Raw genomic sequence first — 22374 nt, 5'->3', positions numbered from 1 at the left:
GTATCCTAATACATATAACATGCATGAGTAAAGAGAAGGAGTTTTTGAATGGCTTGGTTTACAGAACAGTCTGTGGTGTTACAGGCTTTGCTTGGTGGTTTATTTACATGGTTTTGTACCATTCTTGGTTCAGCCATAGTATTTTTCTTTAAGACGGTTAGTCGGCGCTTGCTGGATACCATGCTTGGTTTTGCAGCAGGTGTCATGATCGCGGCTTCATTCTGGTCCTTACTGGCTCCCTCTATTGAATATGCGGAGGCCTCCTATGGCAGTCTAGCCTGGATTCCTGCGGCAGTTGGCTTTGCTGTTGGCGGTATTTTCTTGCGCTTGGTCGATGCTTGGGTTCCTCATTTGCACTTGGGGCGTGACAAAGAGCAGGCAGAAGGTGGAGATGAGAAGAACAGAAAAAATCTGTCTAAGACAGCTTTGCTATTTTTAGCCATCACCATCCATAATATTCCAGAAGGCTTGGCAGTTGGTGTGACCTTTGGCGCCTTGGCTTCTAATTACAGTCCAGCTGCCTTTGTAGGTGCTTTAGGACTTGCTGTCGGTATTGGTTTGCAAAACATTCCAGAAGGTGCAGCCTTGGCCATTCCTATTCGGACGGATGGTGCCTCACGTTGGAAAGCCTTTTATTGGGGCTCCATGTCCGCCATTGTTGAGCCGATTGCAGCTCTGCTTGGTGCGGTAGCCGTGACCTATATGACACCTATTTTGCCCTATGCCCTTTCATTTGCTGCGGGGGCTATGATTTTCGTTGTAGTGGAAGAGTTGATACCTGAATCACAAACAAACGGCAATACAGATATTGCAACACTTGGGCTCATGGCAGGCTTTATCATTATGATGGTCTTGGATGTGGCACTCGGTTAATAAATAAGAGAGGGAGGTCTGATGTTCAGGCTTTTTTCTTATGACAATATTTCTGAAAATATGGTATAATGAACTGATATTAAATGAGGGAAGGTACTCTTATATGAAAGGTATTATTCTGGCAGGTGGGTCTGGTACTCGCCTTTATCCACTAACTCGTGCAGCTTCCAAGCAGTTGATGCCCATTTACGATAAACCAATGATTTATTATCCTTTATCTGTACTTATGTTGGCGGGGATTAAAGAAATCTTGATTATTTCAACACCTCAAGATTTGCCTCGTTTTAAGGATATGTTGGGCGATGGTTCGGAATTGGGGATCTCTCTTTCTTACGCGGAACAACCAAGTCCAGATGGCTTGGCACAGGCCTTTATCATCGGTGAAGACTTTATCGGTAATGACAATGTAGCCTTGATTTTGGGCGACAACATCTACCACGGAAATGGTTTGACCAAGATGTTGCAACGTGCCGCAAGCAAAGAAAAAGGTGCGACAGTATTTGGTTATCAAGTCAAAGACCCAGAACGCTTTGGTGTTGTGGAGTTTGATGCAGACATGAATGCGATCTCTATCGAAGAAAAACCAGAAGTGCCAAAATCAAACTTTGCGGTTACTGGCCTTTACTTCTATGACAATGATGTAGTAGAAATTGCTAAAAATATCAAACCGTCCCCTCGTGGTGAATTGGAAATTACAGATGTCAACAAGGCCTACCTAGATCGTGGTGACTTGTCTGTGGAACTCATGGGCCGTGGTTTTGCCTGGTTGGATACAGGTACGCATGAAAGCCTACTAGAAGCGGCCCAGTACATCGAAACAGTTCAACGCTTGCAGAATGTTCAAGTAGCGAACTTGGAAGAAATTGCCTACCGCATGGGCTATATCACTAAAGAACAAGTGCATGAATTGGCGCAGCCACTTAAGAAAAATGAATACGGACAATACTTGCTCCGTTTGATTGGAGAAGCCTAATGACAGAAAATTTTTTCGGTAAAACACTAGCCGCTCGACCAGTTGATGCTATTCCAGGAATGTTAGAATTCGACATTCCAGTTCACGGAGATAACCGTGGCTGGTTTAAGGAGAACTTCCAAAAGGAAAAAATGTTGCCGCTCGGCTTCCCTGAAAGCTTCTTCGCAGAAGGAAAATTGCAAAATAATGTTTCCTTCTCCCGCAAAAATGTTCTCCGTGGTCTTCACGCAGAGCCTTGGGATAAATACATTTCAGTAGCAGACGGCGGTAAGGTTTTGGGAACTTGGGTCGATCTTCGTGAAGGAGAGACCTTCGGTAATACCTACCAAACTGTTATCGATGCCTCAAAAGGTATCTTCGTTCCTCGTGGCGTAGCCAATGGTTTTCAAGTTTTGTCAGACTTCGTGGCTTACAGTTACTTGGTCAACGACTACTGGGCTTTGGAACTCAAGCCTAAGTATGCTTTCGTCAACTACGCTGACCCTAGCCTCGATATCCAGTGGGAAAATCTAGAAGAAGCAGAAGTTTCAGAAGCAGATAAAAATCACCCACTCCTCAAAGACGTCAAGCCTTTGAGAAAAGAGGACCTCTAATGTTTCAAGCCTTTTTGGAAATAGCAGAGCAGTTAAACAAGTTAGGGATTACTCCCTTGTTAATGGGCTCAGTTGGCTTGGAAAGGCGAACAGGGAGGGACTGGCAGGCAGGAGATTTAGATATTCATGTTCCAAGTGATCCACGTGGCTGGGAAGCCCCAGACGACCAACGGATTTATCAGGCGGACGCCTTGATTTCTATGATGAACCAACTAGGTTATGTCCTTGTTGACCGTCATGAACATGAATTTCATAAAGATGGCTTATCTGTTGAATTCGGAGGTCTACATTCACTGCCTGAATTTGCTGGTGTAGAGCTAGAAGATTTGGAAGAACTAGAAACAGCAGGTGCTCGCTACTACCTACCGACACTTGAACAATACCTGAAAATCTACCAAGCCTCCTCTAAAGATTCCTACCGTGCAGAAAACAATAATCAAAAAGACTTTGCTAAGATTACTTACTTGAGGGAAATCTTGAGGTAAAAAAAGCGAGCGAAGCGAGCAGTTCTGTATGTCATCGCCGTAGTGAGAAGCCCCTTTGCTTTGCTAAGGAGCGGGGGAAACCATGGGACCTTAAGCTCATGGTTTGGTAATGAAATACCTTGGTGGTTGCTTACGACCCCACTACCTAAGATGATACACAAAAAAGAAAAAACTTTTCGGAGAAAAAAATGTCTCAATTTAAAAATATTATCGTAACTGGTGGAGCTGGTTTCATCGGTTCAAACTTTGTACACTATGTTTTTAACAATCATCCAGACGTTCACGTAACTGTTTTGGATAAACTCACTTATGCAGGAAACAAGGCTAACTTGGAAGCTATTCTTGGTGACCGTGTTGAGCTTGTTGTTGGTGATATCGCAGATGCTGAATTGGTTGACAAATTGGCTGCTAAGGCAGATGCCATTGTTCACTATGCGGCAGAAAGCCACAACGACAACTCTCTCAACGATCCAAGCCCATTTATCCATACCAACTTTATCGGTACTTATACTCTTCTTGAAGCGGCTCGTAAATACGACATCCGTTTCCACCATGTATCAACAGATGAAGTGTACGGTGACCTTCCTTTGCGTGAAGATTTGCCAGGTCATGGCGAAGGTCCAGGCGAGAAATTTACTGCGGAAACCAACTACAACCCATCATCACCTTACTCATCAACCAAGGCTGCATCCGACTTGATTGTCAAAGCATGGGTACGTTCATTTGGTGTCAAAGCAACGATTTCAAACTGTTCAAACAACTACGGTCCTTACCAACACATCGAGAAATTTATCCCACGCCAAATCACCAATATCTTGGCAGGTATTAAGCCAAAACTTTACGGTGAAGGCAAGAATGTTCGTGACTGGATCCATACCAACGACCACTCAACTGGCGTTTGGGCAATCTTGACAAAAGGCCGTATGGGTGAAACCTACCTGATCGGTGCTGACGGAGAGAAGAACAACAAAGAAGTGCTTGAATTGATTCTTGAAAAAATGGGTCAACCAAAAGACGCTTACGATCATGTAACTGACCGTGCAGGACACGATTTGCGCTATGCTATTGACGCAAGCAAACTTCGTGATGAACTTGGATGGACACCACAATTTACAGATTTCTCTCAAGGTTTGGAAGAAACTATCCAGTGGTATACAGATAACCAAGACTGGTGGAAGGCTGAAAAAGAAGCTGTTGAAGCCAATTACGCAAAAACACAAGAAGTTATTAAATAAGACAATTGAAGGCTGGGGCTTTGGCCCAAGCCTTTCTTGAAACGAGGAGTAAATATGATTTTAATTACAGGTGCAAATGGTCAGTTGGGAACTGAGTTGCGTTACCTCTTGGATGAACGTGGTGTCGAGTATGTTGCTGCTGACGTAGCAGAAATGGACATCACAGATGCAGAGAAAGTAGAAGCCTTCTTTGCAGAAATCAAGCCAAGCGTTGTCTACCACTGTGCAGCCTATACAGCGGTTGATATGGCAGAAGACGAGGGCAAGGAACTCAACTACAAGATTAACGTAACAGGCTCTGAAAATGTCGCCAAGGCAGCTGCTAAATACGGTGCAACACTTGTTTATATCTCTACAGACTATGTCTTCAACGGTGAGTTGCCAGTTGGTCAAGAGTGGCAAGTAGATGACCAACCAGATCCGCAATCTGAATACGGTCGTACCAAGCGCTTGGGTGAGGAAGCAGTTGAGAAGTTTGCAGACAAGTTCTACACTGTTCGTACAGCTTGGGTCTTTGGTAACTACGGCAAAAACTTTGTTTTCACCATGCAAAATCTTGCTCAAACTCGCGATACCTTGACAGTTGTAAATGACCAACACGGTCGTCCAACCTGGACACGCACCCTTGCGGAATTCATGGTACACTTGGTGGATACCAAGCAAGCATTTGGTTACTACCATTTGTCAAACGATGCGACAGAGGATACGACTTGGTTTGACTTTGCGACAGAAATCCTAAAGGATACCAACACTAAGGTATTGCCAGTAGATTCTAGCCAATTCCCAGCCAAGGCAAAACGTCCATTCAACTCAACCATGAACTTGGACAAGGCAAAGGCGACAGGCTTTGTTATCCCAACCTGGCAAGAAGCCTTGGAAGCATTTTATAAGCAAGCTAAGAAATAAGGGAAGCGAGCACGACTCGCTTTTTCCATGAAATCCAACTCAAATTATGGTATAATAGCCTGATTACATTTTCTAGAGTTAGGTCTTATGAAACACATTTTTATCATCGGTAGTCGTGGTTTACCTGCCCAGTACGGAGGTTTTGAAACCTTTGTCGAGCAACTGGTTTCCAACCAAGTAAGCCCCAATATCCGCTACCATGTGGCCTGTCTATCTGACAGCAGTCACCATCAGCATTCAGAATATAAGGGAGCCGATTGCTTCACGATCAATCCTCCCAAACTAGGGCCTGCTCGTGTCATCGCCTATGACATGATGGCCATTTCCTATGCACTAGAACTGGTGAAAGCTCAAAATATGGAAGCTCCTATTTTCTATATTTTGGGAAATACCATAGGTGGCTTTATTGGTCCCTTTGCTAAGAAGATTCACTCTGTTGGCGGAATTTTATTTGTCAATCCTGACGGTCTAGAATGGAAACGTAGCAAGTGGTCCAAACCAGTCCAATCCTATCTCAAGTATGCTGAAAAGCTCATGGCCAAACATGCAGATTTGCTGATTGCCGATAATGAAGGTATTGAAGACTACATTCAGACTTCCTATCCAGGAACAAAAACACGTTTTATTGCTTACGGAACGGATTTAAGTCCGACAGACTATCAAGCGGATAGCCAATCTGTTCTTGACTTTTTTGGACAATGGAACTTGACTGAAAAGGGCTATTATTTGATTATCGGTCGTTTTGTTCCTGAAAATAATTATCTGACAGCTATCAAGGAATTCATGGCTAGTTCGACCGAGCGTGATTTGGTCATCGTTGCCAATCATGAGGGTTCTGCTTATTTCCAAAAGCTTGAAGAGGAAACAGAATTTTCACGGGATAAACGGATTAAATTTGTCGGAACTGTCTATGATAGTAATTTACTCAAGTATTTGCGAAACCAATGCCGTGCCTATATTCATGGACATGAAGTGGGCGGAACCAATCCCAGCCTACTCGAAGCACTTGCCCAAACCAATGAGAATTTAGTTTTAGGGGTTGATTTTAACCAAAAAGTGGCCTTGAATGGCGCTCATTATTGGTCTAAGGAGCAGGGTAATCTATCTCAACTGATTGACAGGATTGACAGACAAGTAGAAGCAGAAGAACTTGGACAGATTGCTAAAGAGCACATGAGCACTGCTTATACTTGGGAAAAGATAGTCCAAGAATACGAGGAATTATTTTTACAATGAAAGTAAATATACTGATGTCAACCTACAATGGTCAACAGTTCTTGGCTGAGCAAATTCGCTCTATCCAGGACCAGACCTACACAGATTGGACATTGTTGGTCCGAGATGACGGGTCTAGTGACAAGACCAGGGCTGTACTTCAAGATTTTGCAAGACAGGACAGTCGTATTCGTTTGATAGATGTTGAAGAACAAAAAAATCTTGGAGTAATAAAAAGTTTTCATCGCCTAGTTCAGTATGAGAAGGCAGATTATTATTTTTTTAGTGATCAAGATGATGTCTGGTTGCCTGACAAGCTGGAAGTCAGTTTGCAGGAAGCCCGATTATATCCGACTGACCAGCCTCTCATGGTCTATATGGATTTGACCGTCGTTAACCAAGACTTGCAAGTCATGACCGAGAGTATGATCCGTTCCCAGTCCCACCACGCTAATACTGAGTTGGTGCAAGAATTGACCGAGAATACGGTGACTGGTGGTGTTGCCATGATCAACCATGCCCTAGCAGAACTGTGGTCTGGAACAGAAGACATTTTGATGCATGACTGGTACTTAGCCTTATTGGCCTCGGCTTTGGGTAAACTGGTTTTTATTGACAAGCCTGGAGAACTCTATCGCCAGCATGCGGATAATGTTTTGGGAGCTAGAACACTTTCAAAACGTTTTAAAAAATGGATTCGTCCCCATATTTTATTCAAGGTTTATTGGGATTTGATAAAAAATAGTCAAAAACAAGCCAGCTTTTTGCTTGATAAACCCTTATCACCGTCTGATAGAGAGTTAGTCCAAGCCTTTGTGGCCATCATGGATAAACCAATGTTGGAACGGTATCAGACTTTGAAGAAATATGGCTTGCGAAAAAACAAGGCTTTTCACACCTTCGTGTTTACAACACTAATTGTGACAAAATTTGCTTATAAGGAATGATATACAAAATATTTATAAAAAACTTATTTTTTGTTTATCGTAATGGTTGAAGTAGTAATATCAAAATATTTCAAACAGATTACATTTTTTTACGCCAAAGCAAATATTGTCATGTAAATGTAATAAAAAATTTCAAAAACAAGAGATTTTCATAGGAAAATCTCTTGTTTTGTGCTAGAATAATAGATGGAGGTCCGATATGATCAAAATTTTTGGTAAAATCCGTTACCACTGGCAGCCAGAACTATCCTGGGGCGTTATTTATTGGTCACTTACCTTCATCCCACTCTTTGTTAGTATGACGCTATTATTAGAAAAACTGCGTGTATCGGGCTTGTTTCTTTTACTAGTAGTTCTCTTTTTAGTGTTAGTAGTACTAGGACTACATAGATATTTTGAATTACGTGAGAATCATTTACGAATTGTTTCAGCTAATGTATTTGCCATTCAGGATATTGAGATAGCTCATATAAAAAAAGTGGAAGTTTCTTATGTTGCTATTCGTATATATTCTAACGAATTACCTGATGGTAAGAGATATTATATGCGAAAATGGCCTAAAAAATTTTTTGTAAATCACTTAGCTCTACACCCTGCATTTTCTGGAGAAGTCATCTTATCTGACCACTTGATTAAGCAGGATTATTTTGAAATTTATTATGCCAAAAAAGCCAAATCAATCAATTGAAATGGCTTTGGTAGGGCAGGATTTGATGGCTTCGAGTATGTCGGGAGTTAGGTCGCTATCTCTTTCTAGGTTCTTTCTATCTGAAAAAATCACAATACCGTCGTCATCATAATCAAACACAGGTGAATAGGTTTGGCATAGCCCACAGGCAATGCACCGTTCAGGAATAAGTTTTATTTTCATACTATTATTTTAATCATATTTTTAGAAAAAAACAAGGAGTTGTCCCGAGAATGTCACAAGAGCCATGGAATGAAGAAGTGTATCAAACAGCTACAGCAAGTCGTAAAGACCGCTTGAGTAAAGGATTGGCAAGTACGAAAGTATTTACCGTACTGGCTATTATTTTCTTTATCATTGTCATCATTATAGGGGCAATTGCCTTCTATCTATCTGTTGGTGGCAGTAAGACGGATTCGACGAAAGAGTTTTACAATCCAAGCAATGCTGCTGTTGTAGCAGAAAGTTCAACTGTCCCTACGGAAACGACGACTGAAACAGAAGTCACAGAAACAGAGGAAACGGAAGTTATAGATACAGCTGAAACTACGGAAACTAGCTCAAGCTTGACAGAAGCTGCAGATGGTTCTACCCTAACAGTTCAAGCTGGGGAGGGAGTTGGAGCATTGGCGGCACGTGGTGGTATTTCCATTGCTGAGTTAGAGCGTTTAAATCCTGAAAAAATGGCGACAGGTTCTTGGTTGGCTCACCCAGGTGATATTGTCCGCATTAGATAAGAGGTATTATGAAATCCATTCAAATTGCTATTGACGGTCCTGCATCGAGTGGCAAGTCAACCGTTGCCAAGATTATCGCTAAAGATTTTGGCTATACTTACTTAGACACAGGGGCCATGTACCGTTCTGCGACCTATTTAGCCTTGCAAAATGGTATTGATGTCACTGACCAAGATGGTATTGTGACTTTACTTGCTCAACATCCTATTTGTTTTGGTAGGGATGCGCAAGGGCAACAACAGGTATTTGTTGGTGAGCAAGATGTTACCTTACCCATTCGGGATAATCAAGTCACCAATAATGTGTCGGCAGTGGCGGCACTTCCCTTGGTACGAGAAGAGTTGGTTCGCTTGCAACAGGAGATTGCCCAAGCGGGCGGCATAGTTATGGACGGCCGTGACATTGGTACAGTCGTCTTGCCTCAAGCTGAACTTAAGATTTTCCTGATTGCCTCAGTAGAGGAGCGTGCCCTTCGTCGTTTTAAGGAAAATACGGAACGTGGCATCGAAACAGACTTGGAAATCTTGAAAGAGGAGATTGCAGCTCGTGACCTGAAAGACAGTACTCGGGAGGTTTCACCTTTGAAAGCTGCTGACGATGCCATCACATTTGATACAACAGGTGTATCCATCGAAGGTGTAGTGAAATTTATTTCAGAAAAAGCGAAAGAAATTCTTGACAAGTAGTTTTGGACGTGTTAGAATAGTCGTATTGAGAAAAGCAGAAGTGAGAGCTTCTCGCCTTGCGACTAACGTTGTCTGGCTCTACGGATTAAGATTTCTTCGGAAAGAATAATGGTGTAGTGCGGACTTGTTTAGCAAGTCCGTTTCGTTTTTCTCGAAAAATATAAAATGAGGTGAAAAGCCATAGCAAAGCAAGATTTGTTCATCAATGATGAAATTCGAGTGCGTGAAGTTCGTCTTATCGGTCTTGAGGGTGAACAGTTGGGAATCAAACCGCTCAATGAGGCTCAGGCCATTGCTGATAGCGCAAACGTGGATTTAGTCTTGATTCAACCGCAAGCTAAACCACCAGTAGCTAAAATTATGGACTACGGTAAGTTCAAATTTGAATATCAGAAAAAGCAGAAAGAACAACGCAAGAAACAAAGTGTTGTCACTGTAAAAGAAGTGCGTCTAAGCCCAGTTATTGATAAAGGGGACTTTGACACAAAACTTCGTCATGCCCGTAAATTCCTTGAAAAAGGAAATAAGGTTAAGGTTTCGATCCGTTTCAAGGGTCGTATGATTACCCACAAAGAAGTTGGAGCGAAAGTATTAGCTGAGTTCGCCGAAGCAACCCAAGATATTGCTATTATCGAACAACGTGCTAAGATGGACGGACGTCAAATGTTTATGCAATTGGCCCCAGCTTCAGATAAAAAATAAGCTTTTTACGCTAAAAGGAGAATTAAAATGCCAAAACAAAAAACTCACCGCGCATCAGCTAAACGTTTTAAACGTACAGGTTCTGGTGGATTGAAACGCTTCCGCGCTTATACTTCACACCGTTTCCACGGTAAAACTAAAAAACAACGTCGTCACCTTCGTAAAGCAGGTATGGTACATGCTGGTGACTTTAAGCGTATCAAGTCAATGCTTACACAAATGCGCTAATCTCGCATCAGTATTGCACAATTACTTTTTTGAATTATTTGGAGGAAAATTAAATGGCACGTGTTAAAGGTGGCGTTGTTTCTCGTAAACGCCGTAAACGTATTTTAAAATTAGCTAAAGGTTACTACGGAGCTAAACATCTCTTGTTCCGCACAGCGAAAGAACAAGTAATGAACTCTTACTACTATGCATACCGTGATCGCCGTCAGAAAAAACGTGATTTCCGTAAATTGTGGATCACTCGTATCAACGCGGCTGCTCGCATGAACGGTTTGTCATACTCACAATTGATGCACGGTTTGAAATTGGCTGAAATCGAAGTAAACCGTAAAATGCTTGCTGACTTGGCAGTGAACGATGCAGCAGCATTCACAGCTCTTGCTGACGCAGCAAAAGCAAAACTTGCTAAGTAAGTCTTCTATAGATTGCTTTAAAAAAAGAGAGAACGATAGGTTCTCTCTTTTTTGCTTTATAGAGGGAAAATGATATGGGAAAGTTGGAAAAACTTTATAGGAAGGAAAAAGATTCCATTAATAATTCAACAATTGCCCTGAGATGGTAACACGAATATTGAAAAGGAACAAAGGACTTGAGCTCAGCTTATTTGCTATCTGTATGCAGTAGGGAGTAAACTGCAATATCCACAATGCCACGATTGTTTCGAGCGGCTTGTCGGAGAGTTCCTTCGTAGGTCATGCCGACTTTTTCCATGACACGACCAGAAGGACGATTTTCACTATCGTGAACAGCCGTAATCCGTAAACAACCAACTTCTTCCAGCAGAAAGTGAGTGACTGCTTCAAGGGCTTCTGGCATATAATTTTGTCCCCACCATTTACTGCCTAACACCCAGCCCAATTCAGCAGCCTGTACCCGTTCATCTAGACTGACGACGGAAATATCTCCAATGGGTTGCTGACTTTCTTTGAGTTCAATAGCCCACCTGTACGCTTTTTCTTGTGAATAGGATTGAAGACAGAACTGGACATAGTCTTCAGTATCTTGGAGTGTCTGATGAGTTGGCCAGGTCAGATAGGTAGTAACCTTTTCATCTGAAGTCCAGTTTTGGAAAACGGGCTCAACATCGCTTGCTTGAAAAGAGCGTAAAATCAGTCGTTCTGTTTCTAAAATCTGAGTTCCTTTATGTTGCATCTCATTTCCTCCTCAATAATGTCTCAATCCAGTCGGGTGCGTAGGCAGAAGTACAGCCTTTTGGCACTTTCATATCCGCAAAGACTGCCAATTCCTGACCGATTGCAAGGCCTTGTTCAAGGTAGTCAGGATAGGCAACTGCAATCTCAACCAGGCATTGGTTCATGGTCCATTGGATAAGCGGGTCAGCGGTTTGCAAATGCTGGCGAATTTGGTCTAGAGTTTCTTCAATTTCTTGATTTGAAGCGGATTTGCCAGCAAAGTATTTGGCGCGGAGAAACCAGCCTAGTCTGTTAAAGATGGCCTCGTCTTTGGCAAGCAAGTCTTCTTCCCAATCCTTGCTGTCTTTTCGTTTGCTGAGAATGATAGAAGCCAGCTTATCAAGCACATTGACCGAAATTTGTTCATTGAGGCAGTTTTCTAGGTCAGCTTGGGGAAGCTGGTCAGGCTTGTTTTTGGCAATTTGAATGGCTAAATATTGTGCCTCTAGGACCCCCATTTGCCAGAGTGGAACAAACAAGTCCAGTCGATTTTTATAGGACTTGGCAATACCTGAAATTGCTCCCATAGGAACGCCGTAGTAGGGCTTGGTTTCGCCAATTTTTTCATATCGCTTGAGGGTACCAGCATGGCTGGCTGCTTGAAGTTGGGCGAGAATGGTGTTTAATTCAGTCATAATTATCTCCGAAAAAAACTGGATTGCTCCAGTTTTTATATTTTATTTCAATAAGCCACGTTCACGGTACCAGACATCCGGAGTCCATACCCACTTGCAACCGTAGCTTTCTAGCAAATCAAAGGCTGCTTGTGGTCCCATGGTTCCAGCTGGATAGGTCTGGAGTGGGACTTGGTTGCTTGCCCACAAATCAACGATGCGGTCAATCAAGCTCCAGCTTGCCTTAACTTCTTCCCAATGGCTAAAGTTGGTAGAGTCGCCATTTAGCACATCGAAAAAGAGTTTTTCGTAGGCTTCTGGTGAGTTACCAAGTGCAGTTGCATTGTGGCGGAAGTTGAGTTTGGCAGGAGTAAGAGCGAAGTGGGAACCAACTTCTTTTCCATTTATGGACAACATAAAGCCTTCAGTTGGTTGGATGAAGATGGTCAAAACATTGGCTTCGGACGGCTGACCAAAAATATCTTCCGCATGCTTGAAGGTGATGGTCACGCGCGTGCCTTTTTCTGTCAGACGTTTACCTGTACGGAAGAAGAAGGGAACATCGCGGAAGCGGTCGGTATCAACGAAGAAGACACCTCCTGCAAAGGTTTCCGTCTGAGAACCTTCGGCAATATTTGGTTCATCCAAGTAGCTAACATAGTCTTTTCCGTCGATGGAACCTGCTGTGTATTGGCCACGGATGAAGTTGCGTTTGAGATCCTCATCAGAAGGCTGACGAAGGTGTTGGAAGACCTTAATCTTTTCAGCGCGGACATCTTCCTCCTTGAAGCTGGCTGGCTTATCCATTGCTAGAAGGGAAAGAACTTGGAGGGCATGGTTTTGCACCATGTCTTTTAAGGCGCCAGAATGGTCGTAGTAGCCTCCACGATCCTCAACACCAATCGCCTCAGCGAAAGTGATTTGGATATTGTCAATGTAATCGCGGTTCCAGATATGTTCAAAGATAATGTTGGCAAAGCGGACTGCGAAGATGTTTTGAACCATTTCCTTACCAAGATAATGGTCGATACGGTAGATTTGGTCTTCATTGAAGGCAGCTGCTAATTCATCATTGAGTTTGCTTGCAGTTTCAAGGCTTGTTCCGAAAGGTTTTTCGATAATCAAACGCTCAAAACCTTGTCCGTCAACGATGCTCTCAGATTTGAGGTGTTTGGCAATGGTTCCGAAGAATTCAGGTGCCATGGATAAGAAGAAGACCTTGTTGTGTTGAGTATCGTACTTTTCACACAAGTCATCTTGTAATTTTCGAAGGGCTACATAATGCTCCGTATCGTTGACATCATGGCTTTGGTAGTAGAAATGACTTGCAAATTCATGAGCCTGACGTGGTGTGTCGGGCAAATCTCCTAGTGATTCAATGACAGTTTGCTCAAAAAATTCCTTGGTCCAGGGTCTGCGAGCTGTTCCAATAACAGCAAAGTTTTCTTTGATATGTCCCGCCTTGTACAGACGGAAAAGTGATGGATATAGCTTGCGTTTGGCTAAGTCGCCACTAGCACCAAAAATGGTAAACAATACATGTGATGACATAAATTCTTTCCTATTCTATTGAGTATAAATCTCATTATAGCATAAATTGTCAGAAAATTCACTTTATGACTTCATTTTTCTAAAATACTCTATAAACGTAGGGATTTTCAGGTTGCTGGATTTCTTCTATTTGCTCTAATTCCAGTGTTGGCAGGCTTTGTTTTAAGGAATGATGGTAAGCAATCTTAATTTTTCCGCTGGCCTTGACCCAGCTGTTGTTAGGAAAAGTCTGTGAAGCTCCTGTAGAGAGTAGGCCATAGACACCAGAATCGGCGATACAATGAATAATACCAAAACGGAAGAGAAATTGTTGGTCAGTCTTGTCTGGATCATTATAAACGAATCCGACCATTTCAATTGTTTTACCGGCAAATTCATTTGGATAGTCATAGATGGACTCCATGACCTCCATGTAATTATCACTTGTCACCTCTATTTCATCTTGAGCTAAATAGTGGTCTGCTATTGCGCGCATCTCAGATTGGTAAATTGACTTTGTAAAATAGATGGATGTATCAGGCTTGAGGTATTGGACGCTGGTCCCCTCCTGAGCCTGAGTAGCTGTGTCATTTTCAGCAGCTAGGGGGAAATGATAGCCTTTAGCCGCCACAGAAGTAGCATCTAAACTAACTGTTGGAAAGAGCCAGGCAACTGTAAGTGGGAGGATTAGGAGAAATATACTAGCAAATTTGGCTGATTTTTTTGTCAAATGACTATGTGTTTCAATGTTTTTTACCCAGACATAGAGTTGAACCATGGCTAGGATAAAGGAAAGTATCATAGACAGATAGGCTAGATAGGTGTAGTGCAGATTGATATACTGGTCTAGTTTGCCTGATACATAGAGGTACATGGTCATTTCAAAATAAGCTGCGAGAATTAAAAATCGAATCATACAAGCCCTCCTAGAATGATGCAGTAGCCAAGGATAACCAGGAAAGTAATAGTAACGAAGCTCAGAATAAATTTACCTGTGAAGTAACGCTTCATCATGAGTAGATTTTTGACATCTACCATTGGTCCAATGACAAGGAAGGCCATGACGGGAGCTAGACCAAAGCTGGATAGAAAGGATGCACCGATGAAGGGATCTGCTTCAGAACAAAGGGAGAGCAGGAAGGCAAGTCCCATCATGAGCAAGATAGCTGATAGAGGGCTGTGAGCAATCGAAGTCAAGATAGCTGTTGGAACATAGACCTGTACTAAACTAGCAAAGAGGCAACCAAAGACCAAGTATCGACCTGTATCGAAAAATTCATCAATGGCATGAATAAAAGCTAGTACGACTTTTTGCCAGTTGGTTTTATCTGAAAAATCATGGGTCGGTTGGCAGGCAGTCTGTTGGTTTTTAATCGGTTCTTTGTCCAAAAAGCCAAGGAACAGACCAAGGACGAGTGCGACCAAGATAGATCCTAGAACACGATAGGTGGCAAGGAGCCAAGAATTTCCAAATGCAGTGTAGGTTGCAAAAAGGACAATGGGATTGATAAGGGGAGCAGTCACTAGAAATGGAATAGCAGTATAGCTAGGCACCTTTTTTTCTAAGAGCCTATTCACAATAGGGACTATCCCACATTCGCAGGAAGGAAAAATAAATCCTAAAAAGGTTCCGAAGAGGATGGCTAGAAAGGTATTCTTAGGTAGAAATCTGACCACCTTTTCAGGTGTGATAAAGACCTCAATGAAACCAGAAATAACTGCACCTATCAGAACAAAGGGCAGGGCTTCAATGATAATTGACAGGAAAATAGCCCCCGCCTGTAAAACAGAAGAGGGCAGTTGCTCAAATCCAAACATCCTTACTTATCGTCAACTTTCTGCTTGTTTTTTTCAGTGCTTGTTGGGTCTGGAAACTCAACTTCTTCGAGTTTGTCAAAGGATGCAAATTCTTCTAGCATTTTTTCCAAATCATCTTGTCTTTTAAATGTTACAGCCATAGGGCACCTCCGAAAATATTATATATCTATTATACCCTTTTTTTGCTCAAATGTATTTAAAATTTCCTAACCTAATTCAAAACTAAAATCTTCAGTTGCCATCTTAAGTCGTGGTATAATTGTCTTATGGAAAAAAGAATATCAGAATTAGTAGACTTACTTAACAAATATGCCGACGAATACTATCGTTCAGACAAACCAAGCGTGTCTGATGCCGAATACGACAAACTCTATCGAGAATTGGTGGAACTGGAAACAGCCCATCCAGAATTGGTTTTGCCCAACAGTCCAACCCATCGCGTTGGTGGCAAAATTTTAGACGGCTTTGAAAAATATAGCCATGTCTATCCTCTTTTTAGCTTGCAGGATGCCTTTTCGCGTGAAGAATTAGATGCCTTTGACCAACGTGTTCGCAAGGAATTTCCCCAGGCGACCTACATCTGCGAACTCAAGATTGACGGCCTGTCCATTTCCCTTACCTATGAAGCGGGTACCCTGGTCGTTGGAGCAACCCGTGGCGATGGCAGTGTCGGTGAGAATATAACCGAAAACCTCAAGCGTGTGGCGGATATTCCCCTGACTTTACCTCAAGCAGTTGATATTACTGTCCGTGGCGAGTGCTATATGCCCAAAGCCTCTTTTGACCGCGTCAACCAACAACGTCAGGAGGCAGGTGAGGCAGAGTTTGCCAATCCACGAAACGCAGCAGCAGGAACCCTCCGCCAGCTGGATACGGGAGTTGTGGCCCAGCGTGGTCTTGCTACCTTCCTCTACCAAGAGGCTAGTCCGTCTGAAGCGACCAGCCAGTCACAAGTACTGGAAAAGCTGGATAGTCTAGGCTTTGTGACCAACCACGACTATCAGTTGGCCGACAGCATGGACGATGTTTGGGCTTTTATTGAAAAAATGGCAGAGCGTCGAGAAGATTTGCCCTATGAAATCGACGGTATCGTGATTAAGGTCAATGACCTAGCCATCCAAGAAGAATTAGGATTTACTGTTAAGGCCCCTCGTTGGGCGGTGGCCTACAAGTTTCCAGCTGAGGAGAAAGAAGCGCAAATCCTATCAGTTGACTGGACCGTTGGTCGAACAGGTGTCGTCACTCCCACAGCCAATCTCAGCCCTGTTCAGTTAGCTGGCACGACTGTTAGCCGTGCTACTCTGCACAATGTGGACTACATCGCAGAAAAAGACATTCGTATTGGTGATACGGTCATTGTTTACAAGGCTGGGGACATTATCCCCGCTGTTTTGAAAGTAGTAGATAAGTATCGGTCTGAGCAGGAAGTCATGCCTGTTCCAAGTCACTGTCCGTCTTGTCAGAGCGACTTGCAGCATTACGAAGATGAAGTGGCCCTTCGTTGTATCAATCCCATTTGCCCAAGCCAGTTGATGAGCAAGTTGGAGCATTTTGCTAGCCGTGATGCTATGAATATCGCAGGTCTGGGATCTTCTATTGTAGAAAAACTCTTTGGAGCCGGCTTGGTACACGATGTTGCTGATATTTATAAATTAACTGTTGATGACCTATTGACCTTGGAAGGCTTCAAAGAAAAATCAGCTGACAAGCTCTATCAGGCCATTCAGACATCAAAAGGAAATTCAGCAGAACGGCTCTTGTTCGGTTTGGGTATTCGCCATGTCGGCAGCAAGGCCAGCAAGATTTTGCTAGAAAACTTTGGTGATTTAGACTCCCTAGCTCAAGCCAGTCAGGAGGAAATTGCTTCTCTAGAAGGCTTGGGTCAGGTTATAGCCAAGTCCCTGATCAGCTTTTTTGCCAGCCAAGGAGCCCAGCAACTTTTAGCTGAACTTAAGGAAAATGCCGTAAACTTAGCCTATCTGGGACAGGTAGCGGATGAAAATGCTGCCCTGTCTGGACTTACGGTCGTGTTAACTGGTAAGTTGGAACGGATGAAGCGGGGCGAGGCCAAAGCCAAGCTAGAAGCCTTGGGTGCCAAGGTAGCAGGGTCCGTTTCCAAGAAGACCAACCTAGTCGTCGCAGGTGCTGACGCAGGAAGCAAGTTGGCCAAGGCCCAAGAGTTAGGAATTGAAATAAAAGATGAGGCTTGGTTAGAAAGCCTTTAGGGAATAGGATATGGAAGAACGCAAACGAGCAAGATTGATTTACAACCCTACCTCAGGTCAGGAAATCATGAAGAAGAATGTGGCAGACGTACTAGAAATTTTAGAAGGTTTCGGCTATGAAACCTCTGCTTTTCAGACAACCGCTGCAAAAGATTCAGCAAAAAATGAGGCGAAAAGAGCAGCGGAGGCGGGCTTTGACCTGGTCATCGCAGCAGGAGGAGATGGCACCATCAATGAAGTGGTCAATGGAATTGCTCCCCTTGAAAATAGACCAAAGATGGCTATTATTCCAACAGGAACGACCAATGACTATGCGCGTGCTCTCAAGGTCCCTCGTGGCAACCCGATTGAAGCAGCCAAGCTGATTGGGAAAAACCAGACGATTTTGATGGATATTGGCTTGGCAAAGAATGAAAAAAATGGATTTTATCAAGAACATTACTTCATTAACATCGCTGCCGCAGGAACTCTGACAGAATTGACCTACAGTGTGCCAAGTCAGCTCAAAACCATGTTTGGCTATTTGGCTTATGTGGTCAAGGGGGCGGAGCTTTTGCCACAAGTCCAATTTACACCTGTACGAGTGACGCACGATGGGGGAGTATTTGAAGGGTCCATTTCCATGATATTTGTCGCCTTAACTAATTCTATTGGTGGTTTTGAGCAAATTGTTCCAGATGCTAAATTGGATGATGGTAATTTCACCTTGATAATGGTCAAGACTGGAAACTTGTTTGAAATCCTTCAGTTAATTGGTCAAGTTTTAGATGGTGGGAAGCATATTGAGAGTGATTTGATTGAGTATATCAAGACAAGGTCTTTATCTATCGAAAACCTTAGTTCCGACAGCCGCCTTCTTCTCAATCTTGATGGAGAGTTTGGTGGAGATGCGCCAGTTGAATTGTACAATCTTCAAAATCATATTGAATTTTTTGCGGATACGGACCTGGTTTCTGATGAGGCTATCACTTTGGATACGGAGCAGGTCGATCGAGAAAATATGGCCAAACGTTTCATTGAAGAAAGTAGTCATATACATTCTGCTATATAAATAGGAAGAAAAGACAACAGGTCTTTTCTTTTTCTATTTCAATAGCGAATTAAACGCTTCCAAAGGCGGTATTTTCTTGACAAATAGATGTTTTAGGAGTATCCTTACATGGTATTAAATTTTAAAAGGAGAATTCGTTATGAATTTAGGCGCATTGGCTTTAGGTTTGGCCTGTCTTGGTGTAAGTATTGGTGAAGGACTGTTGGTAGCTTCTTACCTTAGTTCGACTGCACGTCAACCAGAAATGCAAAGCAAGTTAATGGCTGGTGTATTCTTGGGTGTTGCCTTTATCGAGGGAACGTTCTTCGTAACCTTGGCTATGATGTTTGTCTTGAAATAGTAGAAAATAGAGAAATAGAAAAGGGGGGAACCTCCATTGGAAGAACATTTAAGTCCAACCCTTACCCTTGGTCCCGTAACCTTTGACCTGACCATGGTATTGGTTTCTATCATAACCATTTCCGTTATTTTCTTACTTGTTTTTTGGGCTAGTCGCCGAATGGAACTGAAGCCAAAAGGAAAACAGAATGTTTTGGAGTACGTGTACGAATTGACCATCAATTTCACTAAGGGAAATCTTGGAGATGAAGATGCTAAAAGGTACGCCTTGTTCTTCTTCACGGTCTTCACCTTTCTTTTGGTAGCAAATAACTTGGGTTTGATGACCAAGTTGGAAACAGCAGAAGGTCATAATTTGTGGACATCTCCGACAGCCAACATGGCCTACGATTTTGGACTAGCAGCCATTGCAACTGTTTTTTGTCATGTCGAGGGTATGCGCCGTAGAGGGGTTAAGCAATATCTGAAAGATTTTGTGACCCCTTTGGCAATGACTCCGATGAACATTTTAGAAGAAATTACCAACCTTGCTTCACTTGCCTTGCGCTTGTACGGTAATATTTACGCAGGTGAGGTTTTGGTTTCACTTCTTTTACAGCTATCACAACAAAGTGCAGTAGCTTATCCAGTTGCATTTGCACTAAACATTGTCTGGACAGGCTTCTCTGTCTTCATTTCATGTTTGCAAGGCTATGTATTTGTCATGCTGGTATCCATGTACTTGAACAAAAAAATCCACGGTCATGGTGAGTAAGAAAGGGAAAGAAAAATATGGCAACAATTTTAGCAATGCAATCTAGCACTGTTCTTGGAAACTTTATTCTCGTAACGGCTTCTTTTGCGATATTGATTATCCTTATTCGTGTATTCGCTTGGGACCGAATTACAGGTATTTTTGAAGAACGTGCCAATAAGATTGCCAATGATATTGATGCGGCAGAAGAAAAATTAACTGCAGCTTCAAACCTGGTTCAACAACGGGAACAGGAATTGGTTCAAGGTCGTGTTGAAGGACAAAAAATCATTCAAGACGCTATTGAGCGAGCGAAACTAGAGAAAAAACGTCTTCTTGAACAGGCAGAAGTTGAAATCCAAGGCTTGAAACAAAAAGCGCAGATGGAAATCGAAGCTGAAAAACGTGAAGCTCAGGAAAACCTGCGTATTCAAGTGGCTGAGTTGGCAGTTGATTTGGCAGGTAAAATCATTTTAGAAGACCTAGACCAGGCAGCCCACAGCAATTTGATTGATCGTTATTTGGATAAGCTGGGAGAAAAGTAGATGAACGCTAGAGAAAATGCCCTTGTGCAAAAATACGCTCTATCATTTGTTGAAAAAGTCAGTGATCATGCAGAAATTTGGGAAATGTATGACCAGCTTTCTGAATTGATTACGATTATCCATGATAGCAAACTTAATCGTCTTTTGTTGTCTGCTACGGTATCAAGAGAGGAAAAAGCTGCATTCGTACGAACCGTTCGCCAATCAAGTTTCTGGCAAATCAATGATTTGATTGAGGATATTATTCGTGATGGGCATGCAGACTTGCTACTGGAAACACTAGAGCGTGTCCGTTTACAGATTAGTAAATTTAAAAATGAATTTGAAGCCCATGTGGTTTCTGTTTATCCTTTGACTGAGGTGCAAAAAGACCGACTACGTCAGTTAGTGGAAGAACGATTCTCCTTACGTGTACGTACTATCATCGAAGAATTAGACCAAAGTCTACTCGGTGGTTTCATTGTGAGTGTTAACCACAAGGTAATCGATGCAAGTGTTCGAACACAATTGAAGGATATTAGAAAAAAACTTTAGAAAATAGAAAGTGGTGTTCTTTTGATAAATGCACAAGAAATTAGCGCTTTACTAAAACAACAAATTGAAGGCTTTCAGCCTGACTTTGACTATACAGAAACTGGTGTCGTAACCTACATTGGTGACGGTATCGCCCGTGCGCAAGGTCTTGACAATGCCATGAGTGGAGAGCTTTTGGTATTTGAAAATGGCACCATTGGTATGGCCCAAAACTTAGAAACCAACGATGTTGGTATCATCATTCTGGGTGAATTTACAGATATCCGTGAGGGTTCTGTTGTTCGTCGGACTGGTAAAATCATGGAAGTGCCAGTTGGCTCAGCCTTGATTGGTCGTGTCATCAATCCACTTGGGCAACCAGTGGATGGTCTTGGTGACATTCGTACGACTAAAACCCGTCCGATCGAGTACCCAGCGCCAGGTGTTATGCAACGAAAATCAGTAAATGAGCCGTTGCAAACTGGTCTTAAGGCTATTGATGCTTTGGTTCCAATTGGTCGAGGTCAGCGTGAATTGATTATCGGGGACCGTCAGACAGGTAAGACATCTGTCGCTATCGATGCCATTCTTAACCAAAAAGGCAAAGATATGATTTGTATCTATGTTGCCATTGGTCAGAAAGAATCAACGGTTCGTACCCAGGTGGAAACCCTTCGTCAGTTTGGTGCCTTGGATTACACTATCGTTGTAACTGCATCTGCATCACAGCCGTCACCATTGCTATTCTTGGCTCCGTATGCGGGTGTTGCCATGGCAGAAGAGTTCATGTATGAAGGCAAGCACGTCTTGATTGTTTATGATGATTTGTCAAAACAGGCGGTAGCTTACCGTGAATTGTCCCTCTTGCTTCGTCGTCCTCCAGGTCGTGAAGCCTATCCAGGGGATGTTTTCTACTTGCATAGCCGTTTGCTGGAGCGTTCAGCCAAGGTTTCTGATGAATTAGGTGGCGGTTCTATTACAGCTCTGCCATTTATCGAAACACAGGCAGGTGATATTTCAGCCTACATCGCGACCAACGTTATTTCGATTACAGACGGACAAATCTTCTTGAAGGATGACTTGTTTAACTCAGGTATCCGTCCAGCCATTGATGCAGGTTCTTCTGTATCTCGTGTTGGTGGTTCAGCTCAAATTAAAGCTATGAAGAAGGTGGCTGGCACCCTTCGTATCGACTTGGCATCTTATCGTGAATTAGAGGCCTTTACACAATTCGGTTCGGATTTGGATGCGGCAACCCAGGCCAAACTCAACCGCGGTCGTCGAACTGTGGAAGTCTTGAAACAGCCATTGCATAAGCCACTTCCAGTTGAAAAACAAGTTTTGATTTTATATGCATTGACAAATGGCTATCTTGATTCAGTGCCGATTGATGATATTTTGGCATTTGAAGAAGAGTTGTATGCTTATTTTGATTTGCATTTTGACAATCTTTTGGATGTCATTCGTACAACCAAAGACCTACCTGATACAGATGAGTTGAATGCTGCAATTCAAGCCTTCAAAGACCAATCTGTCTTTAAGTAA

General features: G+C 42.7%; 28 protein-coding genes and 1 other annotated feature. Of the genes, 21 read left to right on the top strand and 7 right to left on the bottom strand.

All coding sequences use genetic code 11. From position 1 onward, the window contains the following. Positions 1–48 precede the first annotated feature (48 nt). The 9 genes from C1G53_RS06220 to C1G53_RS06180 all read left to right on the top strand — a co-directional run bounded on the left by C1G53_RS06220 (position 49) and on the right by C1G53_RS06180 (position 7915). Positions 49–873 carry a ZIP family metal transporter gene (locus C1G53_RS06220; protein WP_105118097.1) on the top strand — a complete coding sequence of 275 codons (825 nt, stop codon included), beginning with the start codon at positions 49–51 and terminating at the stop codon, positions 871–873. A gap of 103 nt (positions 874–976) precedes the next feature. After that, positions 977–1846, top strand: a complete 870-nt coding sequence (rfbA, locus tag C1G53_RS06215) for a glucose-1-phosphate thymidylyltransferase RfbA (protein WP_105118096.1) — start codon at positions 977–979, stop codon at positions 1844–1846. Continuing rightward, entirely contained in the window at positions 1846–2439 is a 594-nt protein-coding gene (locus C1G53_RS06210; protein ID WP_105118095.1) for a dTDP-4-dehydrorhamnose 3,5-epimerase family protein, read from the top strand. The genes rfbA and C1G53_RS06210 overlap by 1 nt, the downstream gene beginning before the upstream one ends. Then, a complete protein-coding gene (locus C1G53_RS06205; protein ID WP_105118094.1) occupies positions 2439–2924 on the top strand; it encodes a phosphoribosylanthranilate isomerase in 486 nt (161 codons plus the stop codon). Before C1G53_RS06210 ends, C1G53_RS06205 begins: the two co-directional genes overlap by 1 nt. Before the next feature lie 188 nt (positions 2925–3112). Next, positions 3113–4159, top strand: coding sequence for a dTDP-glucose 4,6-dehydratase (rfbB, locus tag C1G53_RS06200; RefSeq protein ID WP_105118093.1), 1047 nt, complete (start codon positions 3113–3115; stop codon positions 4157–4159). A 54-nt stretch (positions 4160–4213) separates the two neighbouring features. After that, positions 4214–5065 (top strand): dTDP-4-dehydrorhamnose reductase, encoded by an 852-nt coding sequence (gene rfbD, locus C1G53_RS06195; RefSeq protein ID WP_105118092.1) that lies wholly within the window; start codon positions 4214–4216, stop codon positions 5063–5065. Positions 5066–5152: 87 nt separating this feature from the next. Next, positions 5153–6301, top strand: a complete 1149-nt coding sequence (gene cps2T, locus C1G53_RS06190) for a beta 1-4 rhamnosyltransferase Cps2T (protein ID WP_105118091.1) — start codon at positions 5153–5155, stop codon at positions 6299–6301. Further along, the gene (locus C1G53_RS06185) at positions 6298–7227 is read left to right on the top strand and encodes a glycosyltransferase family 2 protein (protein ID WP_105118090.1); all 930 of its coding nucleotides are present in this window, start codon (positions 6298–6300) and stop codon (positions 7225–7227) included. Before cps2T ends, C1G53_RS06185 begins: the two co-directional genes overlap by 4 nt. A gap of 199 nt (positions 7228–7426) precedes the next feature. Continuing rightward, entirely contained in the window at positions 7427–7915 is a 489-nt protein-coding gene (locus tag C1G53_RS06180; RefSeq protein ID WP_105118089.1) for an EbsA family protein, read from the top strand. Here C1G53_RS06180 and C1G53_RS06175 read toward each other — a convergent pair. After that, positions 7904–8098 carry a ferredoxin gene (locus tag C1G53_RS06175; RefSeq protein ID WP_105118088.1) on the bottom strand — a complete coding sequence of 65 codons (195 nt, stop codon included), beginning with the start codon at positions 8096–8098 and terminating at the stop codon, positions 7904–7906. The two genes, C1G53_RS06180 and C1G53_RS06175, sit on opposite strands and share 12 nt — an antisense overlap. 50 nt (positions 8099–8148) lie before the next feature. Here C1G53_RS06175 and C1G53_RS06170 point away from each other — a divergent pair, with 50 nt between their 5' ends. The 5 genes from C1G53_RS06170 (at position 8149) to rplT (ending at position 10681) form a co-directional block, all read left to right on the top strand. Then, on the top strand, positions 8149–8652 hold the full coding sequence (locus tag C1G53_RS06170) for an SAG1386/EF1546 family surface-associated protein (protein ID WP_105118087.1): 504 nt from the start codon (positions 8149–8151) through the stop codon (positions 8650–8652). Between the two features lie 8 nt (positions 8653–8660). Beyond that, on the top strand, positions 8661–9338 hold the full coding sequence (gene cmk, locus C1G53_RS06165) for a (d)CMP kinase (protein WP_105118086.1): 678 nt from the start codon (positions 8661–8663) through the stop codon (positions 9336–9338). Positions 9339–9364: 26 nt separating this feature from the next. Beyond that, positions 9365–9493, top strand: a sequence feature (ribosomal protein L20 leader region). 40 nt (positions 9494–9533) lie between these two features. Next, positions 9534–10040: a translation initiation factor IF-3 gene (gene infC, locus C1G53_RS06160; RefSeq protein ID WP_105118085.1), complete on the top strand. Its 507-nt coding sequence runs from the start codon at positions 9534–9536 to the stop codon at positions 10038–10040. Between the two features lie 27 nt (positions 10041–10067). After that, a complete protein-coding gene (gene rpmI / locus C1G53_RS06155; protein WP_024375714.1) occupies positions 10068–10268 on the top strand; it encodes a 50S ribosomal protein L35 in 201 nt (66 codons plus the stop codon). A 53-nt stretch (positions 10269–10321) separates the two neighbouring features. After that, complete coding sequence (rplT, locus tag C1G53_RS06150; protein WP_012028296.1) at positions 10322–10681, top strand: 50S ribosomal protein L20; 360 nt, start codon at positions 10322–10324, stop codon at positions 10679–10681. Positions 10682–10868: 187 nt separating this feature from the next. Here rplT and C1G53_RS06145 read toward each other — a convergent pair whose 3' ends face one another. The 6 genes from C1G53_RS06145 to C1G53_RS13160 all read right to left on the bottom strand — a co-directional run bounded on the left by C1G53_RS06145 (position 10869) and on the right by C1G53_RS13160 (position 15563). After that, positions 10869–11420, bottom strand: a complete 552-nt coding sequence (locus C1G53_RS06145; protein WP_105118084.1) for a GNAT family N-acetyltransferase — start codon at positions 11418–11420, stop codon at positions 10869–10871. A 1-nt stretch (position 11421) separates the two neighbouring features. Next, entirely contained in the window at positions 11422–12096 is a 675-nt protein-coding gene (locus tag C1G53_RS06140) for a DNA alkylation repair protein (RefSeq protein WP_105118083.1), read from the bottom strand. Positions 12097–12138: 42 nt separating this feature from the next. Beyond that, positions 12139–13626 (bottom strand): glucose-6-phosphate dehydrogenase, encoded by a 1488-nt coding sequence (gene zwf, locus C1G53_RS06135; RefSeq protein WP_105118082.1) that lies wholly within the window; start codon positions 13624–13626, stop codon positions 12139–12141. Positions 13627–13705: 79 nt separating this feature from the next. Continuing rightward, positions 13706–14521 (bottom strand): TIGR03943 family putative permease subunit, encoded by an 816-nt coding sequence (locus tag C1G53_RS06130; protein WP_105118081.1) that lies wholly within the window; start codon positions 14519–14521, stop codon positions 13706–13708. Next, positions 14518–15423 carry a permease gene (locus tag C1G53_RS06125; RefSeq protein WP_105118080.1) on the bottom strand — a complete coding sequence of 302 codons (906 nt, stop codon included), beginning with the start codon at positions 15421–15423 and terminating at the stop codon, positions 14518–14520. The genes C1G53_RS06130 and C1G53_RS06125 overlap by 4 nt, the downstream gene beginning before the upstream one ends. A 2-nt stretch (positions 15424–15425) precedes the next feature. Beyond that, on the bottom strand, positions 15426–15563 hold the full coding sequence (locus C1G53_RS13160) for an SPJ_0845 family protein (RefSeq protein WP_172028607.1): 138 nt from the start codon (positions 15561–15563) through the stop codon (positions 15426–15428). Between the two features lie 126 nt (positions 15564–15689). Between C1G53_RS13160 and ligA the strand changes: the two genes are divergently transcribed. The 7 genes from ligA to atpA all read left to right on the top strand — a co-directional run bounded on the left by ligA (position 15690) and on the right by atpA (position 22374). Continuing rightward, a complete protein-coding gene (gene ligA / locus C1G53_RS06120; protein ID WP_105118079.1) occupies positions 15690–17648 on the top strand; it encodes an NAD-dependent DNA ligase LigA in 1959 nt (652 codons plus the stop codon). 10 nt (positions 17649–17658) lie between these two features. Further along, positions 17659–18699 (top strand): diacylglycerol kinase family lipid kinase, encoded by a 1041-nt coding sequence (locus C1G53_RS06115; RefSeq protein ID WP_105118078.1) that lies wholly within the window; start codon positions 17659–17661, stop codon positions 18697–18699. A gap of 139 nt (positions 18700–18838) precedes the next feature. Further along, the gene (locus C1G53_RS06110) at positions 18839–19039 is read left to right on the top strand and encodes a F0F1 ATP synthase subunit C (RefSeq protein ID WP_105109681.1); all 201 of its coding nucleotides are present in this window, start codon (positions 18839–18841) and stop codon (positions 19037–19039) included. Between the two features lie 36 nt (positions 19040–19075). Beyond that, positions 19076–19792, top strand: a complete 717-nt coding sequence (atpB, locus tag C1G53_RS06105) for a F0F1 ATP synthase subunit A (protein WP_105118077.1) — start codon at positions 19076–19078, stop codon at positions 19790–19792. A 17-nt stretch (positions 19793–19809) separates the two neighbouring features. Then, positions 19810–20316: a F0F1 ATP synthase subunit B gene (gene atpF, locus C1G53_RS06100; protein ID WP_105118076.1), complete on the top strand. Its 507-nt coding sequence runs from the start codon at positions 19810–19812 to the stop codon at positions 20314–20316. Continuing rightward, positions 20317–20850 (top strand): F0F1 ATP synthase subunit delta, encoded by a 534-nt coding sequence (locus C1G53_RS06095; protein ID WP_105118075.1) that lies wholly within the window; start codon positions 20317–20319, stop codon positions 20848–20850. It begins immediately after the preceding gene. A gap of 3 nt (positions 20851–20853) precedes the next feature. After that, positions 20854–22374, top strand: a complete 1521-nt coding sequence (atpA, locus tag C1G53_RS06090; RefSeq protein ID WP_161941382.1) for a F0F1 ATP synthase subunit alpha — start codon at positions 20854–20856, stop codon at positions 22372–22374.

The organism is Streptococcus suis (assembly GCF_002960445.1).
In the GTDB taxonomy this organism is placed as follows: domain Bacteria; phylum Bacillota; class Bacilli; order Lactobacillales; family Streptococcaceae; genus Streptococcus; species Streptococcus hyiners.
The sequence above is the reverse complement of the archived record's forward strand: the minus strand, read 5'-3'. Positions and strand labels throughout refer to the sequence as shown.